26 protein-coding genes and 2 other annotated features are annotated in these 26435 nt (G+C 42.3%); all 26 genes read right to left on the reverse strand.

The window, feature by feature from the left end; genetic code table 11:
* Nucleotides 1–13 precede the first annotated feature (13 nt).
* Nucleotides 14–3556, reverse strand: a complete 3543-nt coding sequence (rpoB, locus tag QUF49_RS20655) for a DNA-directed RNA polymerase subunit beta (RefSeq protein WP_289497527.1) — start codon at nucleotides 3554–3556, stop codon at nucleotides 14–16.
* A gap of 291 nt (nucleotides 3557–3847) precedes the next feature.
* On the reverse strand, nucleotides 3848–4450 hold the full coding sequence (locus tag QUF49_RS20660; protein ID WP_289497528.1) for a class I SAM-dependent methyltransferase: 603 nt from the start codon (nucleotides 4448–4450) through the stop codon (nucleotides 3848–3850).
* 68 nt (nucleotides 4451–4518) lie between these two features.
* Nucleotides 4519–4653, reverse strand: a complete 135-nt coding sequence (locus QUF49_RS20665) for a hypothetical protein (protein WP_289497529.1) — start codon at nucleotides 4651–4653, stop codon at nucleotides 4519–4521.
* 122 nt (nucleotides 4654–4775) lie between these two features.
* Complete coding sequence (rplL, locus tag QUF49_RS20670) at nucleotides 4776–5141, reverse strand: 50S ribosomal protein L7/L12 (protein WP_289497530.1); 366 nt, start codon at nucleotides 5139–5141, stop codon at nucleotides 4776–4778.
* A gap of 50 nt (nucleotides 5142–5191) precedes the next feature.
* A complete protein-coding gene (gene rplJ / locus QUF49_RS20675; RefSeq protein WP_066285506.1) occupies nucleotides 5192–5689 on the reverse strand; it encodes a 50S ribosomal protein L10 in 498 nt (165 codons plus the stop codon).
* 39 nt (nucleotides 5690–5728) lie between these two features.
* Nucleotides 5729–5880: a sequence feature (ribosomal protein L10 leader region), on the reverse strand.
* Nucleotides 5881–5925: 45 nt separating this feature from the next.
* Nucleotides 5926–6627: a 50S ribosomal protein L1 gene (gene rplA / locus QUF49_RS20680; protein ID WP_066390636.1), complete on the reverse strand. Its 702-nt coding sequence runs from the start codon at nucleotides 6625–6627 to the stop codon at nucleotides 5926–5928.
* A gap of 158 nt (nucleotides 6628–6785) precedes the next feature.
* Nucleotides 6786–7211 carry a 50S ribosomal protein L11 gene (rplK, locus tag QUF49_RS20685; RefSeq protein WP_066285502.1) on the reverse strand — a complete coding sequence of 142 codons (426 nt, stop codon included), beginning with the start codon at nucleotides 7209–7211 and terminating at the stop codon, nucleotides 6786–6788.
* A 157-nt stretch (nucleotides 7212–7368) separates the two neighbouring features.
* Nucleotides 7369–7902 carry a transcription termination/antitermination protein NusG gene (gene nusG, locus QUF49_RS20690; RefSeq protein WP_066238007.1) on the reverse strand — a complete coding sequence of 178 codons (534 nt, stop codon included), beginning with the start codon at nucleotides 7900–7902 and terminating at the stop codon, nucleotides 7369–7371.
* A gap of 75 nt (nucleotides 7903–7977) precedes the next feature.
* Nucleotides 7978–8184 (reverse strand): preprotein translocase subunit SecE, encoded by a 207-nt coding sequence (secE, locus tag QUF49_RS20695; protein WP_289497531.1) that lies wholly within the window; start codon nucleotides 8182–8184, stop codon nucleotides 7978–7980.
* A 58-nt stretch (nucleotides 8185–8242) separates the two neighbouring features.
* Nucleotides 8243–8392, reverse strand: coding sequence for a 50S ribosomal protein L33 (gene rpmG, locus QUF49_RS20700; protein WP_077365486.1), 150 nt, complete (start codon nucleotides 8390–8392; stop codon nucleotides 8243–8245).
* Nucleotides 8393–8775: 383 nt separating this feature from the next.
* On the reverse strand, nucleotides 8776–9426 hold the full coding sequence (sigH, locus tag QUF49_RS20705; protein WP_066238011.1) for an RNA polymerase sporulation sigma factor SigH: 651 nt from the start codon (nucleotides 9424–9426) through the stop codon (nucleotides 8776–8778).
* Between the two features lie 79 nt (nucleotides 9427–9505).
* Entirely contained in the window at nucleotides 9506–10024 is a 519-nt protein-coding gene (locus QUF49_RS20710; protein WP_289497532.1) for an NYN domain-containing protein, read from the reverse strand.
* Complete coding sequence (gene rlmB / locus QUF49_RS20715) at nucleotides 10021–10794, reverse strand: 23S rRNA (guanosine(2251)-2'-O)-methyltransferase RlmB (protein ID WP_289497533.1); 774 nt, start codon at nucleotides 10792–10794, stop codon at nucleotides 10021–10023. The genes QUF49_RS20710 and rlmB overlap by 4 nt, the downstream gene beginning before the upstream one ends.
* 3 nt (nucleotides 10795–10797) lie before the next feature.
* Complete coding sequence (locus tag QUF49_RS20720; protein ID WP_289497534.1) at nucleotides 10798–11208, reverse strand: Mini-ribonuclease 3; 411 nt, start codon at nucleotides 11206–11208, stop codon at nucleotides 10798–10800.
* Nucleotides 11209–12612, reverse strand: coding sequence for a cysteine--tRNA ligase (gene cysS, locus QUF49_RS20725; protein ID WP_289497535.1), 1404 nt, complete (start codon nucleotides 12610–12612; stop codon nucleotides 11209–11211).
* Entirely contained in the window at nucleotides 12612–13310 is a 699-nt protein-coding gene (cysE, locus tag QUF49_RS20730; RefSeq protein ID WP_289497718.1) for a serine O-acetyltransferase, read from the reverse strand. The genes cysS and cysE overlap by 1 nt, the downstream gene beginning before the upstream one ends.
* A 233-nt stretch (nucleotides 13311–13543) precedes the next feature.
* Nucleotides 13544–13770: a binding site (T-box leader), on the reverse strand.
* Nucleotides 13771–13825: 55 nt separating this feature from the next.
* Complete coding sequence (gene gltX, locus QUF49_RS20735) at nucleotides 13826–15295, reverse strand: glutamate--tRNA ligase (RefSeq protein WP_289497536.1); 1470 nt, start codon at nucleotides 15293–15295, stop codon at nucleotides 13826–13828.
* Between the two features lie 235 nt (nucleotides 15296–15530).
* The gene (gene ispF, locus QUF49_RS20740; protein ID WP_289497719.1) at nucleotides 15531–16007 is read right to left on the reverse strand and encodes a 2-C-methyl-D-erythritol 2,4-cyclodiphosphate synthase; all 477 of its coding nucleotides are present in this window, start codon (nucleotides 16005–16007) and stop codon (nucleotides 15531–15533) included.
* Nucleotides 15982–16698 carry a 2-C-methyl-D-erythritol 4-phosphate cytidylyltransferase gene (gene ispD / locus QUF49_RS20745; RefSeq protein ID WP_289497537.1) on the reverse strand — a complete coding sequence of 239 codons (717 nt, stop codon included), beginning with the start codon at nucleotides 16696–16698 and terminating at the stop codon, nucleotides 15982–15984. The genes ispF and ispD overlap by 26 nt, the downstream gene beginning before the upstream one ends.
* A gap of 18 nt (nucleotides 16699–16716) precedes the next feature.
* On the reverse strand, nucleotides 16717–17808 hold the full coding sequence (locus QUF49_RS20750; protein ID WP_066238039.1) for a PIN/TRAM domain-containing protein: 1092 nt from the start codon (nucleotides 17806–17808) through the stop codon (nucleotides 16717–16719).
* Nucleotides 17809–17885: 77 nt separating this feature from the next.
* The gene (gene disA, locus QUF49_RS20755) at nucleotides 17886–18959 is read right to left on the reverse strand and encodes a DNA integrity scanning diadenylate cyclase DisA (RefSeq protein WP_066238042.1); all 1074 of its coding nucleotides are present in this window, start codon (nucleotides 18957–18959) and stop codon (nucleotides 17886–17888) included.
* A gap of 8 nt (nucleotides 18960–18967) precedes the next feature.
* On the reverse strand, nucleotides 18968–20344 hold the full coding sequence (gene radA, locus QUF49_RS20760; RefSeq protein WP_289497538.1) for a DNA repair protein RadA: 1377 nt from the start codon (nucleotides 20342–20344) through the stop codon (nucleotides 18968–18970).
* A gap of 547 nt (nucleotides 20345–20891) precedes the next feature.
* A complete protein-coding gene (gene clpC / locus QUF49_RS20765) occupies nucleotides 20892–23312 on the reverse strand; it encodes an ATP-dependent protease ATP-binding subunit ClpC (RefSeq protein ID WP_289497539.1) in 2421 nt (806 codons plus the stop codon).
* Between the two features lie 14 nt (nucleotides 23313–23326).
* The gene (locus tag QUF49_RS20770) at nucleotides 23327–24397 is read right to left on the reverse strand and encodes a protein arginine kinase (protein ID WP_289497540.1); all 1071 of its coding nucleotides are present in this window, start codon (nucleotides 24395–24397) and stop codon (nucleotides 23327–23329) included.
* A gap of 3 nt (nucleotides 24398–24400) precedes the next feature.
* The gene (locus QUF49_RS20775; protein WP_289497541.1) at nucleotides 24401–24934 is read right to left on the reverse strand and encodes a UvrB/UvrC motif-containing protein; all 534 of its coding nucleotides are present in this window, start codon (nucleotides 24932–24934) and stop codon (nucleotides 24401–24403) included.
* Between the two features lie 36 nt (nucleotides 24935–24970).
* Nucleotides 24971–25438 (reverse strand): CtsR family transcriptional regulator, encoded by a 468-nt coding sequence (locus tag QUF49_RS20780; RefSeq protein ID WP_066238057.1) that lies wholly within the window; start codon nucleotides 25436–25438, stop codon nucleotides 24971–24973.
* Between the last annotated feature and the right edge of the window lie 997 nt (nucleotides 25439–26435).

Consider the following 26435-nt stretch of genomic DNA (forward strand, 5'->3'; position numbering starts at 1 on the left):
TTGATATCCTGTTTTAGTCATTCGAAGTGTAAGACTCAAGATTTAGATTTAATTTCTCGCTTGCCTGATCGTCTTCATCATCAAGCTCTCTCATTTCAATTTCCTTGTCATCTCCTGAACAGATCTTAACGTCCATTCCAAGAGATTGAAGTTCTTTGATCAATACTTTAAATGATTCTGGAACACCTGGTTCAGGAACGTTTTCACCTTTAACGATGGCTTCATACGTTTTCACACGGCCGACAACATCATCGGATTTAACCGTAAGAATTTCCTGTAGTGTGTATGCCGCGCCATATGCTTCAAGCGCCCATACTTCCATCTCACCGAAACGCTGACCTCCAAATTGTGCTTTACCACCAAGAGGTTGCTGTGTAACAAGTGAGTAAGGTCCAGTTGAACGAGCATGCAGCTTATCGTCAACCATGTGAGCCAGTTTGATCATATACATGACCCCAACTGATACACGGTTATCAAATGCAGCACCTGTACGTCCATCATAAAGTACCGTTTTACCATCGCGAGCCATTCCAGCTTCTTCGATCGTAGACCAAACATCTTCCTCACGCGCTCCATCGAATACCGGTGTAGCAACATGAATGCCTAGCTGACGTGCAGCCATTCCAAGGTGAAGCTCCAATACCTGACCGATATTCATACGGGAAGGTACCCCTAGCGGGTTTAACATGATGTCAACTGGCGTTCCATCTGGAAGATAAGGCATATCTTCTTCAGGCATAATTTTAGAAATTACACCTTTGTTTCCGTGACGCCCGGCCATTTTATCTCCTTCGTGAATCTTACGTTTTTGCACGATATATGCACGAACGAGCTGATTCACACCCGGAGGAAGTTCATCGCCATCTTCACGGTTGAACACTTTAACGTCAAGGATGATTCCATCTCCACCATGAGGTACACGCAATGAAGTATCGCGGACTTCACGAGCTTTTTCACCAAAGATCGCATGTAATAAACGCTCTTCAGCTGTTAGTTCCGTTACACCCTTAGGCGTTACTTTACCAACTAAGATATCTCCATCTTTAACTTCCGCACCAACACGGATGATTCCGCGTTCGTCCAGGTTACGCAATGCATCTTCTCCGACATTAGGAATATCACGAGTGATTTCTTCTGGTCCGAGTTTCGTATCACGTGCTTCTGACTCATATTCTTCAATATGGATCGAAGTGTATACATCATCTTTTACGAGACGTTCGCTCATAATGACAGCATCCTCGTAGTTGTAACCTTCCCAAGTCATGAAGGCAACAAGAACGTTACGACCTAAAGCAAGTTCACCGAGTTCCATTGAAGGTCCATCCGCTAAGATTTCCCCTTTCGTTACTCGGTCACCCGTGCTTACGATCGGACGCTGGTTATAGCACGTTCCTTGGTTGGAACGAATAAACTTAAGCATGTTGTAAGTGTCAAGGTCGCCTGAAACTTCCTTGCCATCTACTTCTTTAATGCGGCGCACTTGAACTTGTTTTGCTGTAACACGTTCAACGATTCCTTCGTGCTTACAGATTACTGCAGCTCCGGAGTCTTTTGCAGATACGTGCTCCATTCCTGTACCAACGATCGGTGATTCAGGAACAAGCAAAGGTACAGCCTGACGTTGCATGTTCGCTCCCATTAGGGCACGGTTGGAGTCATCATTTTCCAAGAACGGAATACAAGCTGTCGCAGCAGATACAACCTGTTTCGGCGATACATCCATATAGTCGATGCGTTCGCGTTTTACAACAGTGTTGTCACCACGGAAACGTGCGATTACGTCTTCGTTCATGAACTCTCCGTTTTCACCTAAAATGGAGTTCGCTTGTGCAACTACGTATAAATCTTCTTCATCAGCAGTCAGGTAATCGATACGGCTCGTCACACGACCTGTTTCAGGATCGACCCGACGGTATGGTGTTTCGATGAATCCGTATTGGTTCACTTTCGCATAAGAAGAAAGTGAGTTGATCAACCCGATGTTCGGACCCTCTGGCGTCTCAATCGGACACATACGGCCGTAGTGAGAGTAGTGAACGTCACGAACTTCAAAGCCTGCACGTTCACGTGTAAGACCACCTGGTCCTAGTGCAGATAGACGACGTTTATGCGTCAATTCTGCTAACGGGTTCGTTTGATCCATGAACTGTGAAAGCTGTGAGCTGCCGAAGAACTCTTTAATAGAGGCAATAACAGGACGGATATTGATTAGCGCCTGTGGTGTGATCGCATTTGTGTCTTGAATAGACATACGCTCACGGACAACACGCTCCATTCTGGAAAGTCCGATTCTGAATTGGTTTTGAAGAAGTTCACCAACAGAACGTAAACGACGGTTTCCAAGATGGTCAATATCATCTGTAGTTCCTACTTGATGCAATAGGTTGAAGAAGTAGTTAATAGAAGCAATAATGTCTGAAACCGTAATGTTTTTAATTTCTTTGTCAACAAGACCGTTTCCGATAACATTAATGATTCTTTCGCCTTCTTGATCGTCAGGCGCATAGATTTTAATAGATTGAAGAGCGATATCTTGATCTTCTGCCACTCCTCCTGCTGGTGTTACGGTTTTGAAACCTACACCACTTTCAAGAGCAGGGATAATCTTATCCAGCGTTCTGCGGTCAAGCAACGTACCTTCTTCAGCAATCACTTCACCAGTTTCAGCATCAACAAGTGTTTCAGCTAACTTCTGGTTGAATAGACGATTCTTTATATGAAGCTTTTTATTGATTTTGTAGCGTCCAACGTTAGCCAAGTCATAGCGTTTCGGATCAAAGAACCTAGAATCTAATAAACTTTTGGCATTATCTACTGTTGGAGGCTCTCCCGGACGAAGACGCTCATAGATTTCGAGAAGGGCTTTTTCCGTTCCTTCTGTATTATCTTTATCCAGCGTATTGCGAAGATACTCGTCTTCTCCAAGCAAATCAATGATTTCTTGATCAGACCCAAACCCTAAAGCACGAAGCAATACGGTAATAGGGATTTTTCTTGTGCGGTCGATACGCACATAAACTACGTCCTTAGCATCTGTTTCGAACTCCAGCCAAGCACCGCGGTTTGGAATGACAGTAGCGGTAAAACCTTTTTTACCGTTTTTGTCGATTTTCTCACTATAGTAAACACTTGGTGAACGAACGAGCTGTGATACAATTACACGCTCTGCCCCGTTGATCACAAAGGTTCCCGTATCTGTCATTAACGGGAAATCTCCCATAAATACTTCCTGCTCTTTTACTTCGCCCGTCTCTTTATTGATCAGACGCACTTTCACACGAAGCGGAGCAGCGTAAGTAACATCGCGCTCTTTTGATTCATCTACAGGATACTTCGGCTCACCTAAGTTATAATCAATAAACTCTAAAACGAGGTTCCCTGTAAAATCTTCAATCGGCGAAATGTCTCGGAACATTTCACGTAACCCCTCATCAAGAAACCATTGATAGGAAGCGGTTTGAATTTCAATTAAGTTTGGTAATTCAAGCACTTCGCTAATCCTTGCATAACTTCTTCGTTGGCGGTGGCGTCCAAACTGAACTAGTTGACCTGTCAACTGCTTCACCCCTCAAATCCAGCGTTTTTTTCGTGTATCTTATTTCTATCTAACATTCTAGTAAGAAGGTTAGAAAACAAAAAGAAAAAGGGTTTCATATTTTTAAAACCGCAGTTTTCCTATTTTGATAAAAGCTATTATATAATTTTGTCCAACTTTTTTGCATTCTATACGTCTAAACATGAGTAAAAAACGTTGATTTATCAACGTTTTTTCGCTTACCACGAAAAATAAGCAGCAAAATGCGAATCCATTGGCATTTTATAATACTAACATACGGAATTTATCAAGTCAAACTTTTATTGCGCGTAAAATATAGTAGCCTTTTTTCTTCGCAACCGTTTCAACTTGGCCGAATAATTGTTCCATTTTATCCATAGCAGATGGTGCACCTTGTTTCTTTTGAATAACGACCCATAACTCGCCACCAACGCTAAGTTTATGGTACGCTTCTTCAAAAATTTGATGAACGACTGCCTTGCCTGCACGAATCGGCGGATTTGTGATAACAGCAGCGAACTCTTTATCTTCCACTTCAGCAAATAAGTAACTTTTATAGATCTTAACGTTATCGATCTTATTCTTACCTGCGTTCAGCTTAGCAAGTTCAATTGCTCTTTCATTGATATCCACCATTTGAACAACACGATCTTTTTCCGCTCTAGCAAGCGAAAGTCCGATCGGTCCGTATCCGCATCCTACATCTATATAATCACCAGGTGCTTCTGGAGGTACAAAGGACTCTATTAAAACACGGCTGCCAAAATCTACTTCTTTCTTTGAAAAGACACCAGCATCCGTGGTAAAGCGAAACTTTTCGCCGTTTAATAAAAAATCCCACGTCTCTCTTTTGCTTTCTGTACCGGGTGTTTCAGAATAATAATGGTTTTTCATCGTTTTAAAACTCTCCTTACCTTCTGATAAAGACAGTATTCCCGTTCCGAAATTCTTTAACGGTCTATCTACAAAGAAGCTTGTGTAAGTAGTTGCTTTCCACTCCAGGTTGCTCGCTTTCCACGGGGCGTCCGATTAGCCTCCTGCCGCTTTGCGCCATTAGGAGTCTCCACCTGACCACTCGTCCCGTAGGAGTCTCGCACCTTGCATTCCAATCAACTTGCAAAAGACGAGAATAGCAACACCCTTCTAGAAGGAATTCTTCTAAAAAGATTAAGCGAAACAAACAAAAAGGTCCGCCATCGGGCGAACCTTTTCTTTTGAATTACTTAACTTCAACAGAAGCTCCAACTTCTTCAAGCTTAGCTTTGATTTCTTCAGCTTCTTCTTTAGATACGCCTTCTTTAACTGGCTTAGGAGCACCGTCAACAAGTTCTTTCGCTTCTTTAAGTCCAAGACCTGTAAGTTCACGAACAACTTTGATTACTTTAATTTTTGAAGCTCCACCGCTTGCAAGAATTACGTCGAATTCAGTTTGCTCAGCAGCAGCGTCTCCACCAGCAGCTCCACCAGCTACAGCTACAGGAGCAGCAGCAGTTACACCAAACTCTTCTTCGATTGCTTTTACTAGGTCGTTAAGCTCTAAAACAGTCATTGTTTTTAAGCTTTCAATGATTTGCTCTTTAGACATTATAATTTCCTCCTTATGGAATGTAAGTTATTATTGGTTGAAGAATGGGCTTACGCGCCTTGTTCTTCTTTTTGTTCTGCAACGGCTTTAGTAGCCAACGCAAAGTTGCGGATAGGTGCTTGAAGCACGCTGAGTACCATAGAAAGAAGTCCTTCTCTTGATGGAAGTTCAGCAAGAGCTTTCACTTCTTCTAGAGACGCGATACGTCCTTCGATTACACCAGCTTTGATTTCAAGCGCTTCGTGCTTCTTAGCGAAATCGTTAAGAATCTTAGCAGGAGCTACAACATCTTCATTAGAGAATGCGATCGCTGTAGGACCAGTTAAGTGTTCTGATAAGTTAAGGTCATTCTCTTCAGCCGCGCGGACTACCATTGAGTTTTTGTAAACTTTAAACTCGATGCCAGCATCACGCAAAGACTTACGAAGTTCAGTAACCTCAGAAACAGTAAGACCACGGTAGTCAACAAGGATTGTTGATTGGCTATTTTTGATTTTCTCAGAAATAGTGGATACTAACTGCTTTTTTGTTTCTAAAATGCTGCTCATTATTACACCTCCTGTAAAATGATTGCATCACCGCAGGTTTTGTCCAAAAACAAAGCCTCCATGTCTAGACATGGAGGCGTGAGTATCTAAAGTCATAAGTAAAGAACTAATGAGCTTATCGATGCTTCACCTCGGCAGGAAGATTTAAGCCAGTTGGCTCCTGCTGTCTACGGCATTCATCTGATGCGTTTGTGTTTAACAGTATATAATATAACGGGTTTGAACCCGTTTGTCAACTATCGTTTTACAGCAAATGAAGATGGATTAACTTTGATCCCAGGTCCCATAGTAGAAGAAACAGCTACGTTCTTCATGTAAGTTCCCTTTGCAGCTGCAGGCTTAACTTTCAACAATGTTTCGATGATTGTGTTAAGATTTTCTGCAAGCTTTTCAGCTTCGAAAGATACTTTACCGATTGGCACGTGTACGTTACCAGTCTTATCAACACGGTATTCTACTTTACCAGCTTTGATTTCGTTAATCGCTTTTTCAACTTCAAATGTAACTGTTCCAGTTTTAGGGTTAGGCATTAAACCTTTAGGTCCTAGAACACGTCCAAGTTTACCAACTTCAGCCATCATGTCTGGAGTTGCGACGATTACGTCAAACTCGAACCAGCCTTGTTGGATTTTGTTGATGTAGTCAGAATCGCCAACGTGATCTGCTCCAGCAGCTTCAGCTTCTTTTGCTTTTTCACCTTTAGCGAAAACTAATACACGTTGAGTCTTACCAGTTCCGTTTGGAAGCACTACTGCTCCACGAACTTGTTGGTCAGCTTTCTTTGTGTCTACACCTAGACGAACTGCAACTTCTACAGACTCGTCAAACTTTGCAGGAGCAGCCTTTTTTACTAGCTCGATTGCTTCTGCAGCGTCATATGCTTTTGTGCGGTCTACTAATTTAGCCGCTTCTTGGTACTTCTTACCTTTGTTTGCCATTGTATTGTCCTCCTTATGTGGTTTAGCGGATATTCCTCCCACTTATTGCGCTTAACTTAAACGCAATCGAACGCATTGCATGAATAAAGGTTGCGAACCGTTTAAAGGGCAGGATATCAATCCTTTTACTCGCAACCTAATAGACATGACACACGGAATTAGTCTTCGATAACAATTCCCATGCTGCGTGCTGTACCTTCAACCATACGCATTGCAGCTTCTACGCTAGCAGCGTTTAGGTCAGGCATTTTTGATTCTGCGATTTCGCGAACTTTATCACGCTTTACAGTCGCAACTTTTTTCTTGTTTGGCTCACCAGAACCTGACTCGATTCCCGCAGCTTTCTTTAAAAGAACAGCAGCCGGAGGAGTTTTAGTGATGAATGTAAATGAACGGTCTTCGAAAACCGTGATTTCTACCGGAATGATTAAACCAGCTTGATCAGCAGTACGAGCGTTGAATTCTTTACAGAATCCCATGATGTTTACCCCAGCTTGTCCTAGTGCAGGTCCAACTGGCGGTGCCGGGTTTGCTTTACCAGCAGGGATTTGCAATTTCACCATTTTAATAACCTTTTTAGCCACGCGACACACCTCCTTAAGTCCGTGATGTGGTATTAGGGCCTAAACCCTCCCACTCAAAAATACGCTTCCCCTCCTAAAAGAGAAGAAGCAGTTGATTAGTAATATCAAACATAAAAAATTCTATCACCTTTTCGAAGTGATTACAAGTCTTTTTCCATTATAACTTGCTAACTTGGTTAAACTCGAGTTCAACAGGTGTCTCACGGCCAAACATATTGACGTGAACTTTAAGCTTGCGTTTTGTTGCATCGATCTCTTCGATCGTACCTACGAAGTCAGCAAAAGGACCTTCTTTTACTTTTACAGATTCCTTAATTTCGAAATCAACTTCAACACGCGGTGCTTCAATACCCATACCTTTAAGAATATGATCTACTTCCTCAGGCAAAAGTGCCGTTGGCTTTGAGCCCGCTCCAGCAGAACCGACAAATCCAGTTACCCCAGGTGTATTACGTACAACGTACCATGAATCATCTGTCATGATCATTTCCGTTAATACATAACCAGGGAAAACTTTCTTCATGCTTGTTTTTGTCTTGCCGTTCTTTGTTTCGGTCTCTTCTTCTACAGGTACAAGTACACGGAAAATTTTATCTGTCATCCCCATAGATTCCAAACGCTTTTCCAAGTTTGCTTTTACTTTGTTTTCATAACCTGAATAGGTATGAACTACGTACCAATTTTTTTCCATACGATGGGACCCGTGTCCTTTCCCTCCTAAAATGGATATACTCTAGCATTCTATCCAAAAGAAGCTGTATCTAATCTACCCTAAAATAAGCTCAACTAATTGTGAAATACCTAAATCCACAACCCAGAAGAACAAAGCCATAACCACTACAGTTGACAATACAACCCCTGTATAGCGAAATAATTCTTTTCGCGCAGGCCAGCTAACGCGCTTCATTTCCTTGTTTACATCAGAAAGAAACTTTGCTGGTGATTTTTTTGTCTTTTCTGCAACATCCGCCATCTTCATAAACCCCCATGCTTTCATTCATTTAACATTTATAAAAAAAAGCTTACTTCGCTTACTTAGTTTCCTGGTGAATGGTATGAGCATTGCAGTAGCTGCAAAACTTTTTAACCTCGACTCGTTCAGGATTGTTTTGTTGGTTCTTCATCGTTGTATAATTTCTTTTTGAGCATTGTTTACAGGCTAAAAAAACTTTTTTTCTCATGCTAAATAAACACCTTTCGTGCGACAAACCCACTCATCCACGTTACAATGTTACTTTTAAAACATTAACATAGGGGTATAAGCTTGTCAATAAAGGGAAAATGGTGGTTTATCTCATCTAAACTTAGTTTTAAATCCATACTAAGACGATATTTTTCTTAGAGCTTGTCGTTATCTCTCATTTTTCTTTGGCTTCTTTGATAAGTTGATTGGAGTGTAAGGTGTGAGACTCTCGGCTAGGATGAGCGGTCAGGTGGAGACACTTAGGGCGCAATGCGGCAAGTGGCTCACCGTACGCCCCGCGGAAAGCGAAGCACCTGAAACGGAAATCAACATCTTTCAACGACAACACCAAAAGAAAAAGAGCAGGGACAATCCCCGCTCTTAAGATGAAATTTCTCTTAGTTCTAAATAACGTTCTAATTTACGTTTTACTCGCTGAAGCGCGTTGTCGATCGACTTCACGTGTCTGTCGAGATCCACTGAGATTTCCTGGTATGATCTTCCGTCTAGGTACAGCATGAGAACTTTTCGTTCCAGGTCACTTAATATTTCTCCCATCTTCACTTCAATATCATCAAATTCTTCTTGGTTGATAATCAGTTCTTCAGGATCAGTGACTTTTGTACCGCAAATAACATCCATCAGTGTACGGTCAGATTCTTCATCATAGATGGGCTTGTCCAACGACACATAAGAATTTAACGGAATGTGCTTTTGTCTGGTTGCCGTTTTGATAGCGGTAATCATTTGCCTCGTAATACATAGTTCGGCAAAAGCTTTAAAGGATGACAGCTTGTCCTCTTTAAAATCACGAATCGCTTTATAAAGCCCGATCATGCCTTCTTGAATAATATCTTCACGGTCTGCACCGATCAAAAAGTATGATCTTGCTTTCGCACGAACAAAATTCTTATACTTGTTAATCAAATATTCAAGTGCTGCGCTGTCCCCCTCATGAACCAGTTCCACAAGGCTTTCATCTTCCATGAGCTCGTAATCGCTTACTGACAGTTCCTTGAGATCTATGTTCACGACAAATCCCCCCACCAGGTTTTTACCGGCAAAATATAGCAATATTATAGCTCATAATTCACAAAAGCGTCAACATTCCTTATTTTTGACCTCTTCTCCATCTTTCAAATATTTCGGCAATTTCGTCTGAAAGAAGGATAGATGATGAGTTTTGTTTTCTTTTCCGCTCGCCAACTGACACATGGATGTGCTTTTCAATCTCATCCATTTCGTTCTTTAATTCTCGGGCGGATTTTCGAAGTGCACCTTTACCAAAGATCTGCCACTGTTCTGTTGAATCCGAGGTTGCTACGTAAATACGCGTATCAATCGATTTTAATTCTCCGACCAGCCGTTCAATCCGTTCATCCGCTGTTTCATTCTCACGTGTGAAGATCACTTCCACACGATGATTTTGGGTCTTTTTCTCTGTACCGGGAGAAAGGTGGGCATCAAATACAACAATTACTTGATACCCTGTTGTTCCCTGGTACTCTGCCATATATTCGATCAGCATGTCTCTTGCTTTTGCAAAGTCTGATGTTTTTAAGCTCCGAAGTTCGGGCCATGCGCCAATGATGTTGTAGCCATCAACAATCAAATAGTGGCGGGTTTTCATTTTCGCGCTTCTAGCGGATTGCGGTTGCGGTACACTTCATACATCAAAAGGCTGGCAGCAACTGAAGCATTAAGTGAAGTTACTTTACCCTTCATTGGAAGCTGAACAAGGAAATCGCATGTTTCTGAAACGAGTCTTCCCATCCCTTTTCCTTCACTTCCGATCACAAGACCTAAGGGCATGTCCCATTTTGCTTGTCTGTAGTCATCTTTCCCTTTCATATCAGCACCGGCAAACCACATGCCTCGATCTCTTAATTCTTTCATCGTCTGAACGAGATTAGTTACACGAACAACCGGAATGTATTCAATCGCTCCTGTTGAAGCTTTCGCTACTGTTGCCGTTAAACCTACAGAACGTCTTTTCGGAATGATGATGCCATGTGCTCCCACTGCATCAGCTGTACGCATGATCGAACCAAGGTTATGAGGATCTTCAAGCTCGTCCAATAAAATAAAGAACGGCTCTTCCTCGCGCTCTTCAGCAATTTTAAATAAATCATCGATATCCGCATAAGAGTACGCTGCAACACCTGCGATAACACCCTGGTGATTGCCTCCTCCGCTCAATGAATCCAGCTTCTGTTTTGGTACATATTGCACAAGAACGTTTTGCTTTTTAGCCATCGAAACGATCGTGCTTACCGGTCCTTTTTGAGAACCTTCACCTACAAAAATTTTATTAATATCACGGCCGGATCGCAGTACTTCCATAACCGGATTTCGCCCAATGATCAGTTCTTGTTCTTTTTGGTCTTTTGCTTCACTCATCTTTTAGACCTCCCCTTTATTAAAATTATCTGTTAACACATATTCCATCATGTTCTTAAGACGGTCATGCTGATTTAACAGATAGAGATAACCGATGATCGCCTCAAAGCTGGTCGCATGCCTATACGTTTGAACATCCGTGTTTTTCGGGACAGTTCCTTGGTTAGCATTGCGTCCCCTCTTAATAACAGCGACTTCTTCATCTGTAAAATAGTTTTCTTCGAGCAGCTGAACGACCATGCTTGCCTGAGCTTTTGCCGAAACAAATTTAGTTGCTGATACATGAAGCCTGTTCGGTTTCACCTGACCGTTTCGGATCAGATGTTCACGTACGAATTGCTCCATAACCGCATCACCCATGTAAGCAAGCGTGGTCCCGTTCAATTGTTTGATATCTGAATCTGTTATTTTCATTTACTTATCTCTTTTCCACCGTACACCTTGTGCGGTATCTTCCAAAATAATGTGCTGTTCTTTCAACAAATCACGTATTTCATCAGCGCGAGCAAAGTTCTTTTCTTTACGCGCTTCGTTCCGTTCTTGAATCAGAGCATCAATCTGTTCATCTAATAATTCCTCTTCTTTATGAAGAGTCAGCCCCAACACACCAGCAAGCTCATCGAACAGAGCAATGAATTCTGTAATAATTGCTTTTGAAGTGTTCTTCTCTTGTAAATACACGTTCGCTTCTCGTGAAAAATCAAAAAGAATAGAGATGGCATTCGCTGTGTTGAAATCATCATCCATATCAGCGATAAATTTCTCTCTTGTTTCTTTAACAAACTGACTCCATTTTTCTGTATCGAGAGAAAGGTCTGCAGAAACCGTCAGGCGATGTTTTAAGTTACCGTATGACGTGCGGATTCGGTTCAGACCAGCTTTAGCCGCTTCCAATAACTCTTGACTGAAGTTGATTGGGTTACGATAATGGACCGCCAGCATAAAGAATCGGATAACCTGCGGATCTTGCTGCTTTACAAGATCATGAACCAGCACAAAATTCCCAAGTGATTTGGACATTTTTTCGTTGTCGATATTAATATACCCATTATGCATCCAATATTTAGCCATCGGTGCTTCATTTAACGCTTCAGATTGAGCTATCTCATTCTCGTGATGCGGAAACGCTAAATCTTGCCCGCCGCCATGAATATCAATTGAGTCACCTAAGTATTTTTTCGCCATCGCAGAGCACTCAATGTGCCAGCCAGGACGGCCTTTGCCCCATGGGCTCTCCCAATAGATCTCACCTTCTTTTGCAGCTTTCCATAATGCGAAATCAAGCGGATCTTCCTTTTTCTCGCCTACTTCAATTCTTGCTCCAGATTTTAAGTCATCAATTGATTGGTGAGACAGCTTACCATAACCATTAAACGAGCGCGTTTTAAAATAAACATCCCCCGCTGCTTCATAAGCAAAGCCTTTTTTAATCAGGTTCTCGATGAATTCAATGATCTCAGGCATCGTTTCAGTTACTCGTGGGTGTGCATCTGCTTTTTGAACGCCTAATGCGCATGTATCTTCATGATAGGCATTAATGAACTTTTCAGCGATCGTCGGAACATCACTGCCCATTTCATTTGCTGCTTTAATGAGTTTGTCATCAACATCAGTGAAGTTGGAGATGAATTGTACATCAAAGCCTCTATATTCTAGATATCTTCTAACCGTGTCAAACACGATAGCTGGCCGGGCATTACCGATATGAATGTAGTTGTATACGGTCGGTCCGCACACATACATTTTTACCTTGCCTTCTTCTAAAGGTACAAACGGTTCCTTTTGGCGTGTCATCGTGTTATAAATTTTAATGCTCATTAAGAATCACTCCCTCTTTTCATTCTTTCCAGTTCTTCACATAACCTTTTCATTTCAAGCTGCAATTCTCTAAATTTATCCGCTACTGGGTCTGGAAGGTCACGATGGTCAAGTTCGCACCCGACTTTAATGCCATCTTTAATTACGACTCTTCCAGGAATTCCTACTACCGTTGCGTCAGGCGGTACGTTTTGTAAAACGACTGAACCCGCTCCGACTTTTGAGTTTTTCCCAATCGTGATGTTCCCCAGCACTTTCGCCCCTGTGGCGACGAGCACGTGGTCCTCTAGCGTAGGATGCCTTTTTCCTTTTTCTTTTCCGGTACCGCCCAGTGTCACACCTTGATACAGTGTCACATCATTACCGATGATACATGTTTCACCGATAACGACTCCCATTCCATGATCAATAAAGAAACGTCTTCCAATCTGTGCACCTGGGTGTATTTCAATCCCTGTAAAAAAGCGGCTGATCTGAGAGATTAATCGTGCTAAAAACAGCCAGTTTCGTTTGAATAATTTATGTGCCAGTCTATGGGCCCATACCGCATGCAGTCCGGAGTATGTTAAGAATACTTCGAACGAGCTTCTTGCAGCTGGGTCTTTCTCAAAAACAACCCGAATGTCTTCCTTCATGGCTGAAAACATGCTTCTCAACCTCCTTGCATAAAGATTTGAAACTTTTGCAGTAAATACAATGTTGCTCTTGGAAGTGGTTGATTTCCGCTCCAGGTCGCTCGCTTTCCGCGGGGCGGGCGGTGAGCCTCCTAGCGCTTTGCGCTTTTAGGAGTCTCACCTGTCCCACTCGTCCCGCAGGAGTCTCGCACCCTACGCTCCAATCAACTTGTCAATGAAGAAAGCTAAATCCACCAGACAATCCTCTAGATAACAACCAAAATAAAAAATAAAAAACGCCCCTGTGCCAAATTTGACACAGAGACGTACTGATAGACGCGGTTCCACTCTGTTTAACAGGCCGTTATATCATACCTGTTCCCTTAAGCTCCGTAACGGGGAGTTGCCGCCCAAACCTACTCAACTTTCGGCAAGGGACTCCGAGGGGCACTTCAGCAAGCATTTCCATGAACCACTTTCAGCCGGTGATGGTTCTCTCTACTATGAAAAAGCGCTAGCCTACTTTCCTCATCTGCGTTTTACGTTTAAATATAAGTTTCTTTTACTATATTATAATCTTTGCAAAATGTGTACTTTTATTACTTATTAATTTGAGTAAGTACAGCATTAAGGCGTTTCACGATAACACTCTTTCCCAGAAGCGAAACAGCTGCAGGCAGATCTGGACCATGCGTTTGTCCTGTCGTTGCAACACGAATCGGCATGAACAAGTTCTTTCCTTTTTGTCCTGTTTCCTTTTGAACAGCCTTCATCATCGCTTTAATATCATCTGCTTCGAACGATTCGCTGTTTTCAACCTGGCTTAAGAATGATTCCATAACGGATGGAACACCTTCACCCTGCAATACCTCAAGCGCTTCCCCTTCGTACTCGATCTCTTCTTTAAAGAACAGTTCTGTTAAGTCCACGATTTCAGCGCCATAGCTCATTTTTTCCTGATGAAGAGCCACAAGTTTTGTTACCCACTCTTGTTCCTCTGCACTTGGATTCTCAGAAATTCTTCCCGCTTTAACAAGATGAGGCATGCAAAGTTCAACGATGCGGTCTACATCTTGCTGTTTCATGTATTGGTTGTTAAGCCACTCCAGCTTCTGCGTATCAAACACAGCAGGTGCTTTAGACAGACGGTTCGGATCAAAGATTTCGATAAACTGCTCTCGGCTGAAGATCTCTTCTTCTCCACCTGGTGACCAGCCTAATAGTGCGATAAAGTTGAACAGCGCTTCAGGAAGATACCCTAAATCTTTGTACTGCTCAATAAACTGAACGATAGACTCGTCACGCTTACTTAATTTCTTTCGATTTTCATTGACGATCAATGTTGTATGACCGAATTTCGGCTGCTCAAAACCTAGCGCATCATAGATCAAAAGCTGCTTAGGCGTGTTTGAGATATGGTCATCTCCCCGTAAAACGTGAGAGATTGCCATCTCATGATCATCAATTACTACCGCGTAATTGTACGTTGGAATTCCGTCTTTTTTTACGATAACAAAATCACCGAATCCGCTTGATTCGAACGAAACTTCCCCTTTGACCATATCATCAAACGTAATCGTACGATCTTGCGGCACTAAGAAACGAATGCTAGCACGTTTTCCTTCTGCTTCAAGTTTTGCTTTTTCTTCAACAGATAAGTTACGGCAGCGCCCGTCATATACAGGTGTAACCCCTTTAGCCATCTGCTCTTCACGTGAGGCCTCAAGCTCTTCTTCCGTACAATAACATGTATATGCCAAACCTTTTGAAAGAAGCTCATCTGTGTACTTTTCATAAAGGTCTAATCGCTCCATTTGGCGGTAAGGGCCGTAATCGCCGCCGATATCAACACTTTCATCCCAATCCATACCGAGCCATTTCAAGTGATTCAGCTGGCTCTCTTCTCCGCCTTGAATATTACGCTTTTGATCCGTATCTTCAATGCGGATAATAAACTTTCCGCCGGTGTGGCGTGCATATAAATAATTAAATAGAGCTGCACGTGCATTCCCTATATGTAAGTGTCCTGTTGGACTTGGTGCATAACGCACTCGAACTTCATTTGCCATCTTGTTTCACCTCTATAATTTTTTTGAAAAGATGGTTGCTATGGTGCCTTTCTTCCTTGACAAGTTAATCGGAGTGTAAGATGCGAGACTCTCGGCTAGGACAGGCGGGCAGGTGAGACACTTAAGAGTGAAACGTTAAGAATGTGGCTCACCGCCTGCCCCGCGGAAAGCGAGCATCTGTAACGGAGATCAACTTCTTCTACGAGCTAGAAGGCCAGCCAAAACAGCCTATTTTTTATACTTTTTCAATCAACACAACCGCTTGGGCTGCGATTCCCTCTTCGCGTCCAGGGAAACCTAGCTTTTCAGTTGTAGTAGCTTTTACGTTAATTCTGTCTACATCAACATCAAAAATCCCAGCGATCACGCTGCGCATCTCTTCAATGTGCGGCAGCATCTTTGGTTTTTGTGCGATGATTGTACAATCTATATTACCTAAAGCGTAGCCTTTTTTCTGAACGAGTTTCCAAGAATCCAAGAGCAGGCGTTTTGAATCTGCGTCTTTGTTTGCAGGATCTGTATCTGGAAAGTGTTTGCCGATATCCCCTTCACCCGCTGCTCCAAGCAATGCATCTGTGATCGCATGCAAAAGAACGTCAGCATCAGAATGACCTAAAAGTCCTTTTTCATAAGGAATCGTTACTCCGCCAATAATTAAAGGACGGCCTTCACAAAAGGCATGTACATCAAAACCTTGTCCGATGCGCATTATGCTTTTCCCCCTGTCTGTCTAACAAAATGGCTTGTCCAAACAACAAATCATCAGACGTAGTTAATTTTATATTATGATAGTCTCCCATTACAATAGCGACTGTTTCTCCAATTCGTTCCACTAAGCTTGCGTCGTCCGTTCCAACAAACCCTTCTACATCCGCTTTCTCATGTGCTTTCATTACGATAGAAAGACGAAAAGCTTGCGGGGTTTGAACAGCCCACAAGCTGGAACGGTCGATCGTTTCTTCCACCTGATCCTGAACAACTTTCTTTACCGTATCCTTCACTGGAACAGCTAACACGGCAGAACCAGAATCTGCGGCTACGTTAACAAGTTGTTGAATAGAATCATGAGTGATAAAAGGACGTGCTGCATCATGAATGAGAACAAGGTCCGCTTCTTCCGGGACCTGCTTTAAGCCCTCATACACACTTTGCTGACGTTCTTTTCCGCCTGGAACGATTTGGCGCACTTTTGTATATTGGAACGTTTGTACAAATTGCTGCATCTGTTTCAATTCCTGTTCACTTCCGACAAGAACGACACCCTCACACGAAGGATCTTTTTCAAACACATCAAGTGTATGTGCAAGAACCGGTTTGCCTAATAGCTCTATCCATTGTTTAGAGATACCAGCATTCATTCGTTTCCCTTGTCCGGCAGCAGGAATAACTGTCCAATAGTTCACGTGCTTCCCCACCGTTCGTCACAATGCTTTTTCTAATAATTTCTTTTTGGCAAAAATCATTCGGCCAGCAGATGTTTGGAGAACAGATGTTACAACAACATCGATCGTTTTTCCGACATAGTCTCGCCCATCTTCTACAACGATCATCGTACCGTCATCCAGATAGCCTACACCTTGATTCTGCTCTTTTCCATCTTTGATCACTTGAACAACAAGCTCTTCGCCAGGAAGTACAACTGGTTTTACCGCATTCGCCAAATCGTTGATGTTAAGTACGGCAACGTTTTGCAGTTCACATACTTTATTGAGATTAAAGTCATTCGTTACAACGACCCCGGTTAATAATTGAGCCAATTTGACAAGCTTGCTGTCAACTTCTGTTACCTCTTCAAAATCACCTTCATAGATTTCAACTTTCATAGAAAGCTCTTTTTGGATGCGATTTAAAATATCCAGTCCACGGCGTCCTCTGTTACGTTTTAATACATCAGAAGAATCAGCAATATACTGCAGCTCTTCTAGAACAAAACGAGGAATAATAAGCGGACCTTCTAAAAAACCAGTTTGACAGATATCTGCCACTCTTCCGTCGATAATAACGCTTGTATCAAGAATCTTATACTTGCCATGCGGCTTCTCGATTTCAGTCTCTTTCTTTCGTTCTTTTCCTTGGCGGTTCAAAGAGAACAGCTGAATCAATTCATCTCTCTTTTTAAAACCGACCTGAAAACCTAGATAACCGAGTAGGAACGTAATAGCAATCGGCAGAATCGAGCTGACAACCACTATATCCATAGAGCTAAGCGGCGACTGAATTAAGAATGCCACAATCAATCCAATAATCAGTCCCATCGTTCCTGATAATAGATCGGTCGCAGGGGCTTTTACAACCGTTTCCTCTGCCCAGCGTATTAATCCTACTACGTAATCTGACAGCCAAAATGTAGATAAAAATAGTATAAGTGCACCAATCACTGCCCCGACATATGGGGATGTTACTTGATTCGGCAAATCACCAAAATTAAGTACACGAATGAGATCTGGTATATAAAGATAGCCTAGCATGCCCCCTATTACGATAAAAAATAGTTGAACAATTCTTTTTAGCATGCCTGATTCACCTCCCTTAATCATTATTTACAAATTGACCGTATTAAAAACGTGCAAAAACAGAATTTACATAAAAACTAGATATGACGATCAACAAAAAGCTGTTCTTGAATTCGTTTTAATCCTTCTTTTACTTTCCTTGCACGGATTTCACCAATACCTTCGACCTCGTCCAACTCATCGATAGAAGCACGTAAGATCTGTGGAAGGTTACTGAATGCATCTGTTAGATTTTCAATAATAACAGCTGGCAGCCTTGGAATCTTAGCAAGAATGCGGTATCCACGCGGATGGATCGTCTCATCTTGCATATTCATACCGGCTGAGAAGCCTAAAAGTTTCATAATTACAGATTCATCAAACAATTCTTCAGAGGAAAGTTTGTTCAACTGGCGAAGAATCGCGTATGGATCACTTTCCCGGTCCTTCATATAGTCTTTAATTAAAAGGAGAGCTTCTTCCTCAATGTTGGAAACGAGTTCTTCCATCTGGATTCTAATGAGCCTGCCTTCAACACCAAGTTCATTAACATATTTAATAATCTCATTTTTTATGCGTAAAACCATCTCAATTCTGTGAATAACTTGTGTAACTTCTTGGAAAGTCACCAATTCTTCAAATTCTAGCGCACCGAGATTCGTAACACTTTGATCAAACACAACTTTATATTTCTCAAGTGTTTGGATCGCCTGATTGGCTTTCGTTAAGATTACGCCGATCTCTTTTAGTGAATACCGGATCATCCCTTGATAAAGCGTGATAACATTTCGGCGCTGTGAGATGGAAATCACGAGGTTGCCTGTCTGCCGAGCTACACGCTCTGCCGTTCTGTGACGTATACCCGTTTCGGTTGATGGAATAACCGTATCAGGGATTAGCTGTGTGTTTGCATATAAAATTTTAGCCGCGTCTTCATTTAAAATGATCGCTCCATCCATCTTTGCAAGCTCGTATAATGATGCTGGTGAGTACTTGCAGTTGATGGAGAAACCACCATCAACAATTTCTTTTACTTTATCGTTATATCCAACAACGATCAGTCCGCCTGTATTTGCTCGTAAAACATTGTCAATTCCCTCCCGAAGCGGGGTACCAGGAGCAACAAGCTGTAGCATTTGGCTTATGATTGCTTCTTTAATCGCATGGTCCATAATTTGCTTTACCCTCCTAACGCTGCTTGTAATGCCTCATAAACGGTAGATACACCAACGACCTTGATCCCTTTTGGAACGGTCCAGCCGCCGATATTTTTATCAGGTATAATAGCACGCGTAAAACCTAACTTTGCAGCTTCATGTACGCGCTGCTCGATACGGGAAACTCGCCGAACCTCTCCCGTCAATCCTATTTCTCCAATCATAACATCTGTAGGCTTTGTGGGTGAATCCCGAAAGCTTGACGCAATGCTGATTGCAACCGCCAGATCGATCGCTGGTTCATCCAGCCTGACGCCGCCTGCTACGTTTAAATAAGCATCTTGGTTCTGAAGCAGCAGCCCCACCCGCTTTTCTAAAACGGCCATAAGCAGTGAAACACGGTTATGATCGATTCCGGTAGCCATTCTTCTAGGGTTACCAAAGCTTGTAGGTGATATTAAAGCCTGAAGCTCTACAAGCATAGGGCGAGTACCTTCTAAGGAAGCTACTACCGTTGAACCCGCTGCTCCTTTTGAACGTTCTTCTAAAAAGATTTCAGAAGGATTCAGTACTTCTTCAAGCCCTTCTTCTTTCATTTCAAAAACACCGATCTCATTTGTAGAACCAAAACGATTTTTCACAGCTCTTAATATACGGAAAGTATGATGTCTTTCACCTTCAAAATACAGTACTGCATCCACCATATGCTCTAGAAGACGCGGTCCCGCGATATTCCCTTCTTTTGTAACATGTCCAACGATAAATACAGCAATACCCTTTGTTTTCGCCATTCGCATCAAATGCGAGGTACACTCTCGTACTTGCGAAACACTCCCTGGTGCTGATGTTACCTCAGACCGATAAACGGTTTGAATGGAGTCAATAATCATAACGGACGGCATCACATCTGCCATTGCCTGCTCAATAAGCTCTAAATCTGTTTCTGCTAAAACAAACAGATCTTTCGCGTCGATATCGAGCCTGTCTGCTCGCAATTTTGTTTGTTTAACAGATTCCTCACCAGATATGTAAAGAACACGTTCTCCTTTTTGAGCGAGCTGAGCTGATGTTTGCAGAAGAAGAGTAGATTTCCCGATTCCAGGGTCTCCACCAACCAAAACCATTGAACCCGGAACGATACCTCCACCTAAAACACGGTTAAATTCCTGATAGTTTGTAGGTATACGAGGCTCTTGCTCGCTTTTCACATCCGCTATTGACTGAGGTTTTTGCTTTACTTTCGTATCTCCGCCAGAACTCAAACCCCGTACGGCTTTTTCAGGACGAATGGTCTCTTCCACCATCGTATTCCATGCATGACATCCCGGACATTTCCCCATCCATTTTGGAGATTCATAACCGCAGTCTTGGCAAAGAAAGATTGATTTTACTTTAGCCATCTAAAAAACTCCTCTTTCAAACTTCACACTAAAAAATTTCATATATTTACTAAGCTTATTTTTATAATTTGTTGTCTTTTTTGTCCTTAATTTCAATTACTGGTTGTTAGCTTTTGCATGGTACCAGGAATCCTGGAGAATGATCTTTACTTTCTAAAGAATTGTTACTTTTAAATCTTTCCTCTTTTGCAAGTTGATTGGAGTGGAAGGTGTGAGACTCCTGCGGGACAGGCCGGCAGGTGAGACACTTAAGAGTGAAACGATAAGAATGTGGCTCACCGCCTGCCCCCGCGGAAAGCGAAGCACCTGAAACGGAAATCAACCACTTCCAAGAGCAACAATGTATAAGAAAACAGCTTATATTTTAAAAAAGTTAAATGCTGAAAATATAAAGATTTATTCACTATTATCATAACATAAAACCTAACAACTACTTCCATTTAGGCTCTGCAAAAAAAGGCGAAACGCAAAGATTATTTCGACAAAAACCCGGAGGACATGACTGCCTTCCGGGTTTTTTGTAGGATATCCTCATATATTCAGATGGTTAGACCGTTTGAACGACAAAATCGTTCTCTTCCACATCAATCTTAACGGTTTGCCCTTTGTTGATATTTCCTTTAAGAAGCTCTTCAGATAAGCGGTCTTCAATCTTACGCTGAAGGGCACGGCGCAACGGACGTGCTCCGTAGTCTGGATCGTAACCTTCATCTGTAATCTTTTCAAGAGCAGCTTGTGTCAGCTCAATATCAATCCCTTGATCACTTAAGCGCTTCTTGAGTGAATCCGCCATTAGCGTCACGATTCTTAGCAAGTGCTCTTTTTCAAGAGAATGGAACACGATAATCTCATCAATACGGTTTAAGAACTCAGGACGGAATGCACGCTTAAGTTCATCCATAACTTTAGACTTCATATCGTTGTATTTTTGACCTTCGTTGTGAACCGCAAAACCTAGTGAACGGTTACGCTTAAGCGTGCTCGCCCCAACGTTTGAAGTCATGATGACGACCGTGTTTCGGAAATCTACAGTACGGCCTTTTGAATCTGTCAGACGACCGTCTTCTAGCACTTGCAGCAAGATGTTGAACACTTCTGGATGTGCCTTTTCAATCTCATCCAGCAAGATAACTGAGTATGGCTTTCTTCTAACTTTTTCAGTTAACTGGCCGCCTTCTTCATGTCCTACATATCCTGGAGGCGAACCAACGAGACGAGATGTTGTATGTTTCTCCATGTACTCAGACATATCGATACGGATGATCGCATCTTCATCACCAAACAATGTCTCAGCAACGGCTCTAGCAAGCTCCGTTTTACCAACACCTGTTGGTCCTAAGAAGATGAATGAACCGATCGGACGTTTCGGATCCTTCAACCCTGCACGCGCTCTTCGGATGGCTTTAGAAATGGCAGATACCGCTTCAGTCTGGCCAATTAATCGGTCATGCAAAATCTCTTCCATCTTAAGAAGACGTTCTGTTTCTTCTTCTGCCAGCTTGGATACAGGTACTCCTGTCCATGAAGATACAACTTGCGCGATATCTTCCGGTGTTACTTCTGTATTTTCTTTTCCTTGTTTCTCTTTCCAAACATCTTTCGTTTTTTCCAATTCTTCACGAAGACGCTGCTCAGAATCTCTGAGTGAAGCAGCTTTTTCAAACTCTTGGCTTTGAACAGCAGCATCCTTCTCTTTACGTACTTCTTCCAGCTTTTGCTCGAGCTCCTTTAAGTTCGGAGGAGCTGTGTAAGAACGAAGGCGAACCTTTGATGCCGCTTCGTCAATTAAGTCAATCGCTTTATCCGGTAAGAAACGGTCGGAGATATAGCGATCAGAAAGTTGAACAGATGCCTCGATCGCTTCATCAGTAATCGTCACACGGTGATGCGCTTCATAACGATCGCGAAGTCCTTGAAGGATTTGAATGCTTTCATCCTTTGTCGGCTCATTAACCGTAATCGGCTGGAAACGGCGCTCTAGCGCTGCATCCTTCTCGATATATTTTCTGTATTCATCGAGTGTTGTTGCACCTATACATTGTAATTCACCACGAGCAAGAGCGGGCTTTAAGATGTTGGATGCATCGATCGCACCCTCTGCTCCACCTGCACCGATCAGCGTATGAAGTTCGTCGATGAATAGGATGATATTGCCCGCCTGGCGAATCTCATCCATTACCTTCTTCAGACGGTCTTCAAACTCACCTCTATATTTTGTACCCGCGACGACTGTTCCCATATCAAGCGTCATAACGCGCTTATCACGCAGTGTTTCTGGGACTTCATTGTTGATGATTTGCTGTGCTAAGCCTTCTGCGATAGCAGTTTTACCTACCCCAGGCTCACCGATCAGTACAGGGTTGTTCTTTGTACGACGGCTTAACACCTCGATAACACGCTGAATTTCTTTTGAACGACCAATTACCGGGTCAAGTGAACCATCACGTGCAATCGCCGTTAAATCACGAGCCAGGCTGTCTAGCGTAGGCGTGTTTGCACTTGCTGAAGATCCTCTATGACTAGAAGAAGATTCATTGCTTCCTAGAAGTTGAAGAACTTGCTGACGTGCTTTGTTCAGGCTTACTCCTAAGTTGTTTAATACACGAGCTGCAACGCCTTCCCCTTCACGAATCAGGCCTAATAAAATATGTTCAGTGCCTACATACGAATGCCCTAGTTTACGAGCTTCGTCCATGGATAGTTCAATTACCTTTTTTGCACGAGGTGTATAATGAATCGTTTGAACAGCTTCCTGTCCGCGGCCGATTAACGTTTCCACTTCTTTTTGAATTTTTTCAGGTCCTAAACCTAGAACTTGAAGAGCTTTGGCTGCAATTCCTTCACCTTCCCGAATCAAGCCAAGTAAGATATGTTCTGTTCCCACATTGTTATGCCCTAATCGAATTGCTTCTTCTTGTGCCAACGCTAAAACTTTTTGTGCTCTCTCAGTAAAACGGCCAAACATCATACTCGTCACGCTCCTTATCGGTTTTCCAATTTTATTCTTTCTCTGATTAATGTGGCTCTTCTTATGTCACGTTCTTCTGGAGTTAGAACTTCACCTGCATATTGTTGAAGAAAACCCGGTTGTGTAAGTATCATAAGTTCATTTAGGATTGTTTTTGATATGCCGGGTAAAATCTCTAAATCAATGCCAAGCCGTACATCTGATAAACATTTTGCAGCTTCTTTTGATTGGATGATCCGGCAATTCTCCAACGTTCCCAACGAACGGAATAACTTGTCTTCAAGCTGTAATTTCAATCCATCCTGCAGCTGTTTTCGAGCTGCACGTTCTTGCTGGATGACCTGCGTAACTACTCCTGCGAGATCTTCCATTATATCCTCTTCAGACTTACCAAGTGTCATCTGATTCGAGATTTGAAAAATGTTTCCTTGCGCTTCTGTCCCTTCACCATATATACCTCTTACAGCTAATCCTAGCTGGTTGATCGCAGGTATAATCCGGCTCATCTTTTTTGTGAGGACGAGTGCGGGAAGATGCATCATGACGGAAGCTCTTAGTCCCGTTCCTACATTTGTCGGACAGCTTGTTAAATATCCGCGCTTTTCATCAAACGCATAATCCACACTTTTTTCAATCAAATCATCTATTTCATTGGCTTTATGAAGCACTTCTTCTAACTGAAAACCTGGTGCTAAACATTGAATGCGTATATGATCTTCTTCGTTCAGCATGATGCTGACTGACTCATCGTCATTCATGAGTACTGCACCATATTTCGCTTGTTCTGCTAGATTGGGACTTATAAGATGTTTCTCAACAAGTACCCGTTTTTGAATAGGTTTTAACTTCTCCATCATCAGCATTTCAAAATTTTCTGCTTCAGCTGCGTCATTTTCTCCATTCATGCAAGAAGAAATGGAAGCTATCACTTCATGAGCTGATTCTTTGTCTGCTGCGATGGGAAAAACAAACTGATGAATATTTCTTGCGAGTCGGACACGGCTTGAGAGAACAATATCTGATTCAGGTCCTTCCCTTTTCATCCAGGGACTGATTGCGTCACTGATAAATCGTTCTAAAGACATCGGTTACGAATCCCTCCCCTGTTCCAAGCGGTGTTCGATTTCTCTGATGATATCTCTTGTTTCAGCAGCTTTTTCAAATTCCTCATTTAATATATACTGCTGCAAAGCTTGCTTTAATTGCTGAAGCTGTTTTTTTTCTTGAATGCTGCTCCCTGCCCGCAGAGGAATCTTTCCTGCATGTAAGGTATTACCGCCATGAACCCTCTTAAAGATCGGATTCAGTTTGGAATCAAACGCCTTATAGCAGTTTTCACATCCAAAACGGCCAATTTTAGCAAACTGATAATAACTCATCCCGCATTTTTCACAGCTTAACGAGGGCGGAATGAAGTTGGATGATGGGGTGTTTGGGACATGTCCATCACCGTGTAAAAGACCAGAAAGCAATTGGTGAATGGAAAATGAATTCGACCCCGGCATGAATTCTCCTTTTTCTTTGGCACAATGTTCACAAATGTGAAATTCCGTTTTCTCTCCATTTATGATTTTGGTAAAATGCAATGAAGCTTCACGTTCATGGCACTCTTCACAATTCATTCTGCTCCCTCCTTTTATATAGAATGAAAAAAAGGGCTATGTGGTTCGGTATTTTAACGTTTTTATCATAGCTTTTAAAAGTTCTGCACGTAATTCATCTCGATGCGGAAGATTAAGCTTTAATATAGAACGATCCATAACGCTCAGCATCAGCCTCGCTTCCCGTTCGGAAACAATCGTCTCTTCCATAAGTCTCTTTATTACATTTTCTGCGTTGCCTTGCGATATCCTTTCACCAATTAAGGTGGTTAAGTGATCAATTAGATGAGCAGAGCTTTCGGTACGGACCTTCATGATCCGAATATAGCCGCCTCCACCTCTTTTACTTTCCACTACAAATCCTTTTTCAATCGTAAATCTCGTATTTATCACATAGTTTATTTGAGAAGGCACGCATTGAAACCTTTCGGCAATATCCGTCCTTTTAATTTCGATGGCCGGATCATTCGAGCTTGAGAGAATTTGCTTTAAGTAATTTTCAATTACATCTGAAATATTCCTCATTTCCCCTCCCCCTTCTGACTTTGACTAACTTTGACTATAACATTATTATAGCCTGCTTTTTTCCGAAAATGCAAATCTCTATCCACCATTATTGCCTCATGCTCCTCTTCCTAACCTGTATGATTCTGTCGAAATGATGATGATTTTGGAGGGGTATGATATGAGGGGATTGGGATTTGTTTAGAGATCTGGCGATGGTTAGTTGTGTCTGGTTAGTTGCGCCAGGTTAGTTGTGAAAGTATGTTGTTGTTGGATGTGCAATGTGTTCTGCGTGGTTGAGGAGACGTGAGTGAGGTTTAGATGAATGCGGTAAGTCGATGGGTGTCGAAAATTCGATAAAAAATTTTATCTGTGAAATTATGAAGCTTATCCGCGAATATATGGATGATTACCGCAAAAAAAAATAGGATTACCGTGAAGTTATGTTTGGTGGGTTGATGTAGAGAGGTTTTGAAGGCGAGATCAGGAGTGTTTTGGTGAGATTGATGCTTGGATGGTCGTTGTAAGAGCTGATCGTTTGCTTTTGGTTCGATTTTTGGAGCTTTTGCTGAAGAATATAGCGTGATGGGAGATGGTTGAGGCCATCTTCTTCCTTCTTTATGGTTGGGAGACCGTGTTCGAGGTTAAAACGAATCTTCAGAGAATACGGGGTGAGGTATTTCTTTTAGGAATTGAGTCACTTTGAGTGAGAATTAAGTCTACTTATGAAAAATTAGGTCTAAACGAACCTAAATTAAGTCTAAAACCAAAAATAAAGGCCATTCGCTAAATCTCGACAACACAGCTCAGCACAATTCATACTCTATACCCTCCCACCTTCCACACTAGTCACCAATAATCGGAAGTTTGGCGGATGCCAAACCACCTTTTTTCTCTTGCTAGATCCATCTTTTTTAAACACAAAAAAAGAAGATGGATGTTCATCCATCTTCCTCATTTGCCTAGCGACGTCCTACTCTAACAGGGGGAGACCCCCAACTACCATCGGCGCTGAAGA

It is taken from the genome of Fictibacillus sp. b24, from assembly GCF_030348825.1.
Lineage (GTDB): Bacteria > Bacillota > Bacilli > Bacillales > Fictibacillaceae > Fictibacillus.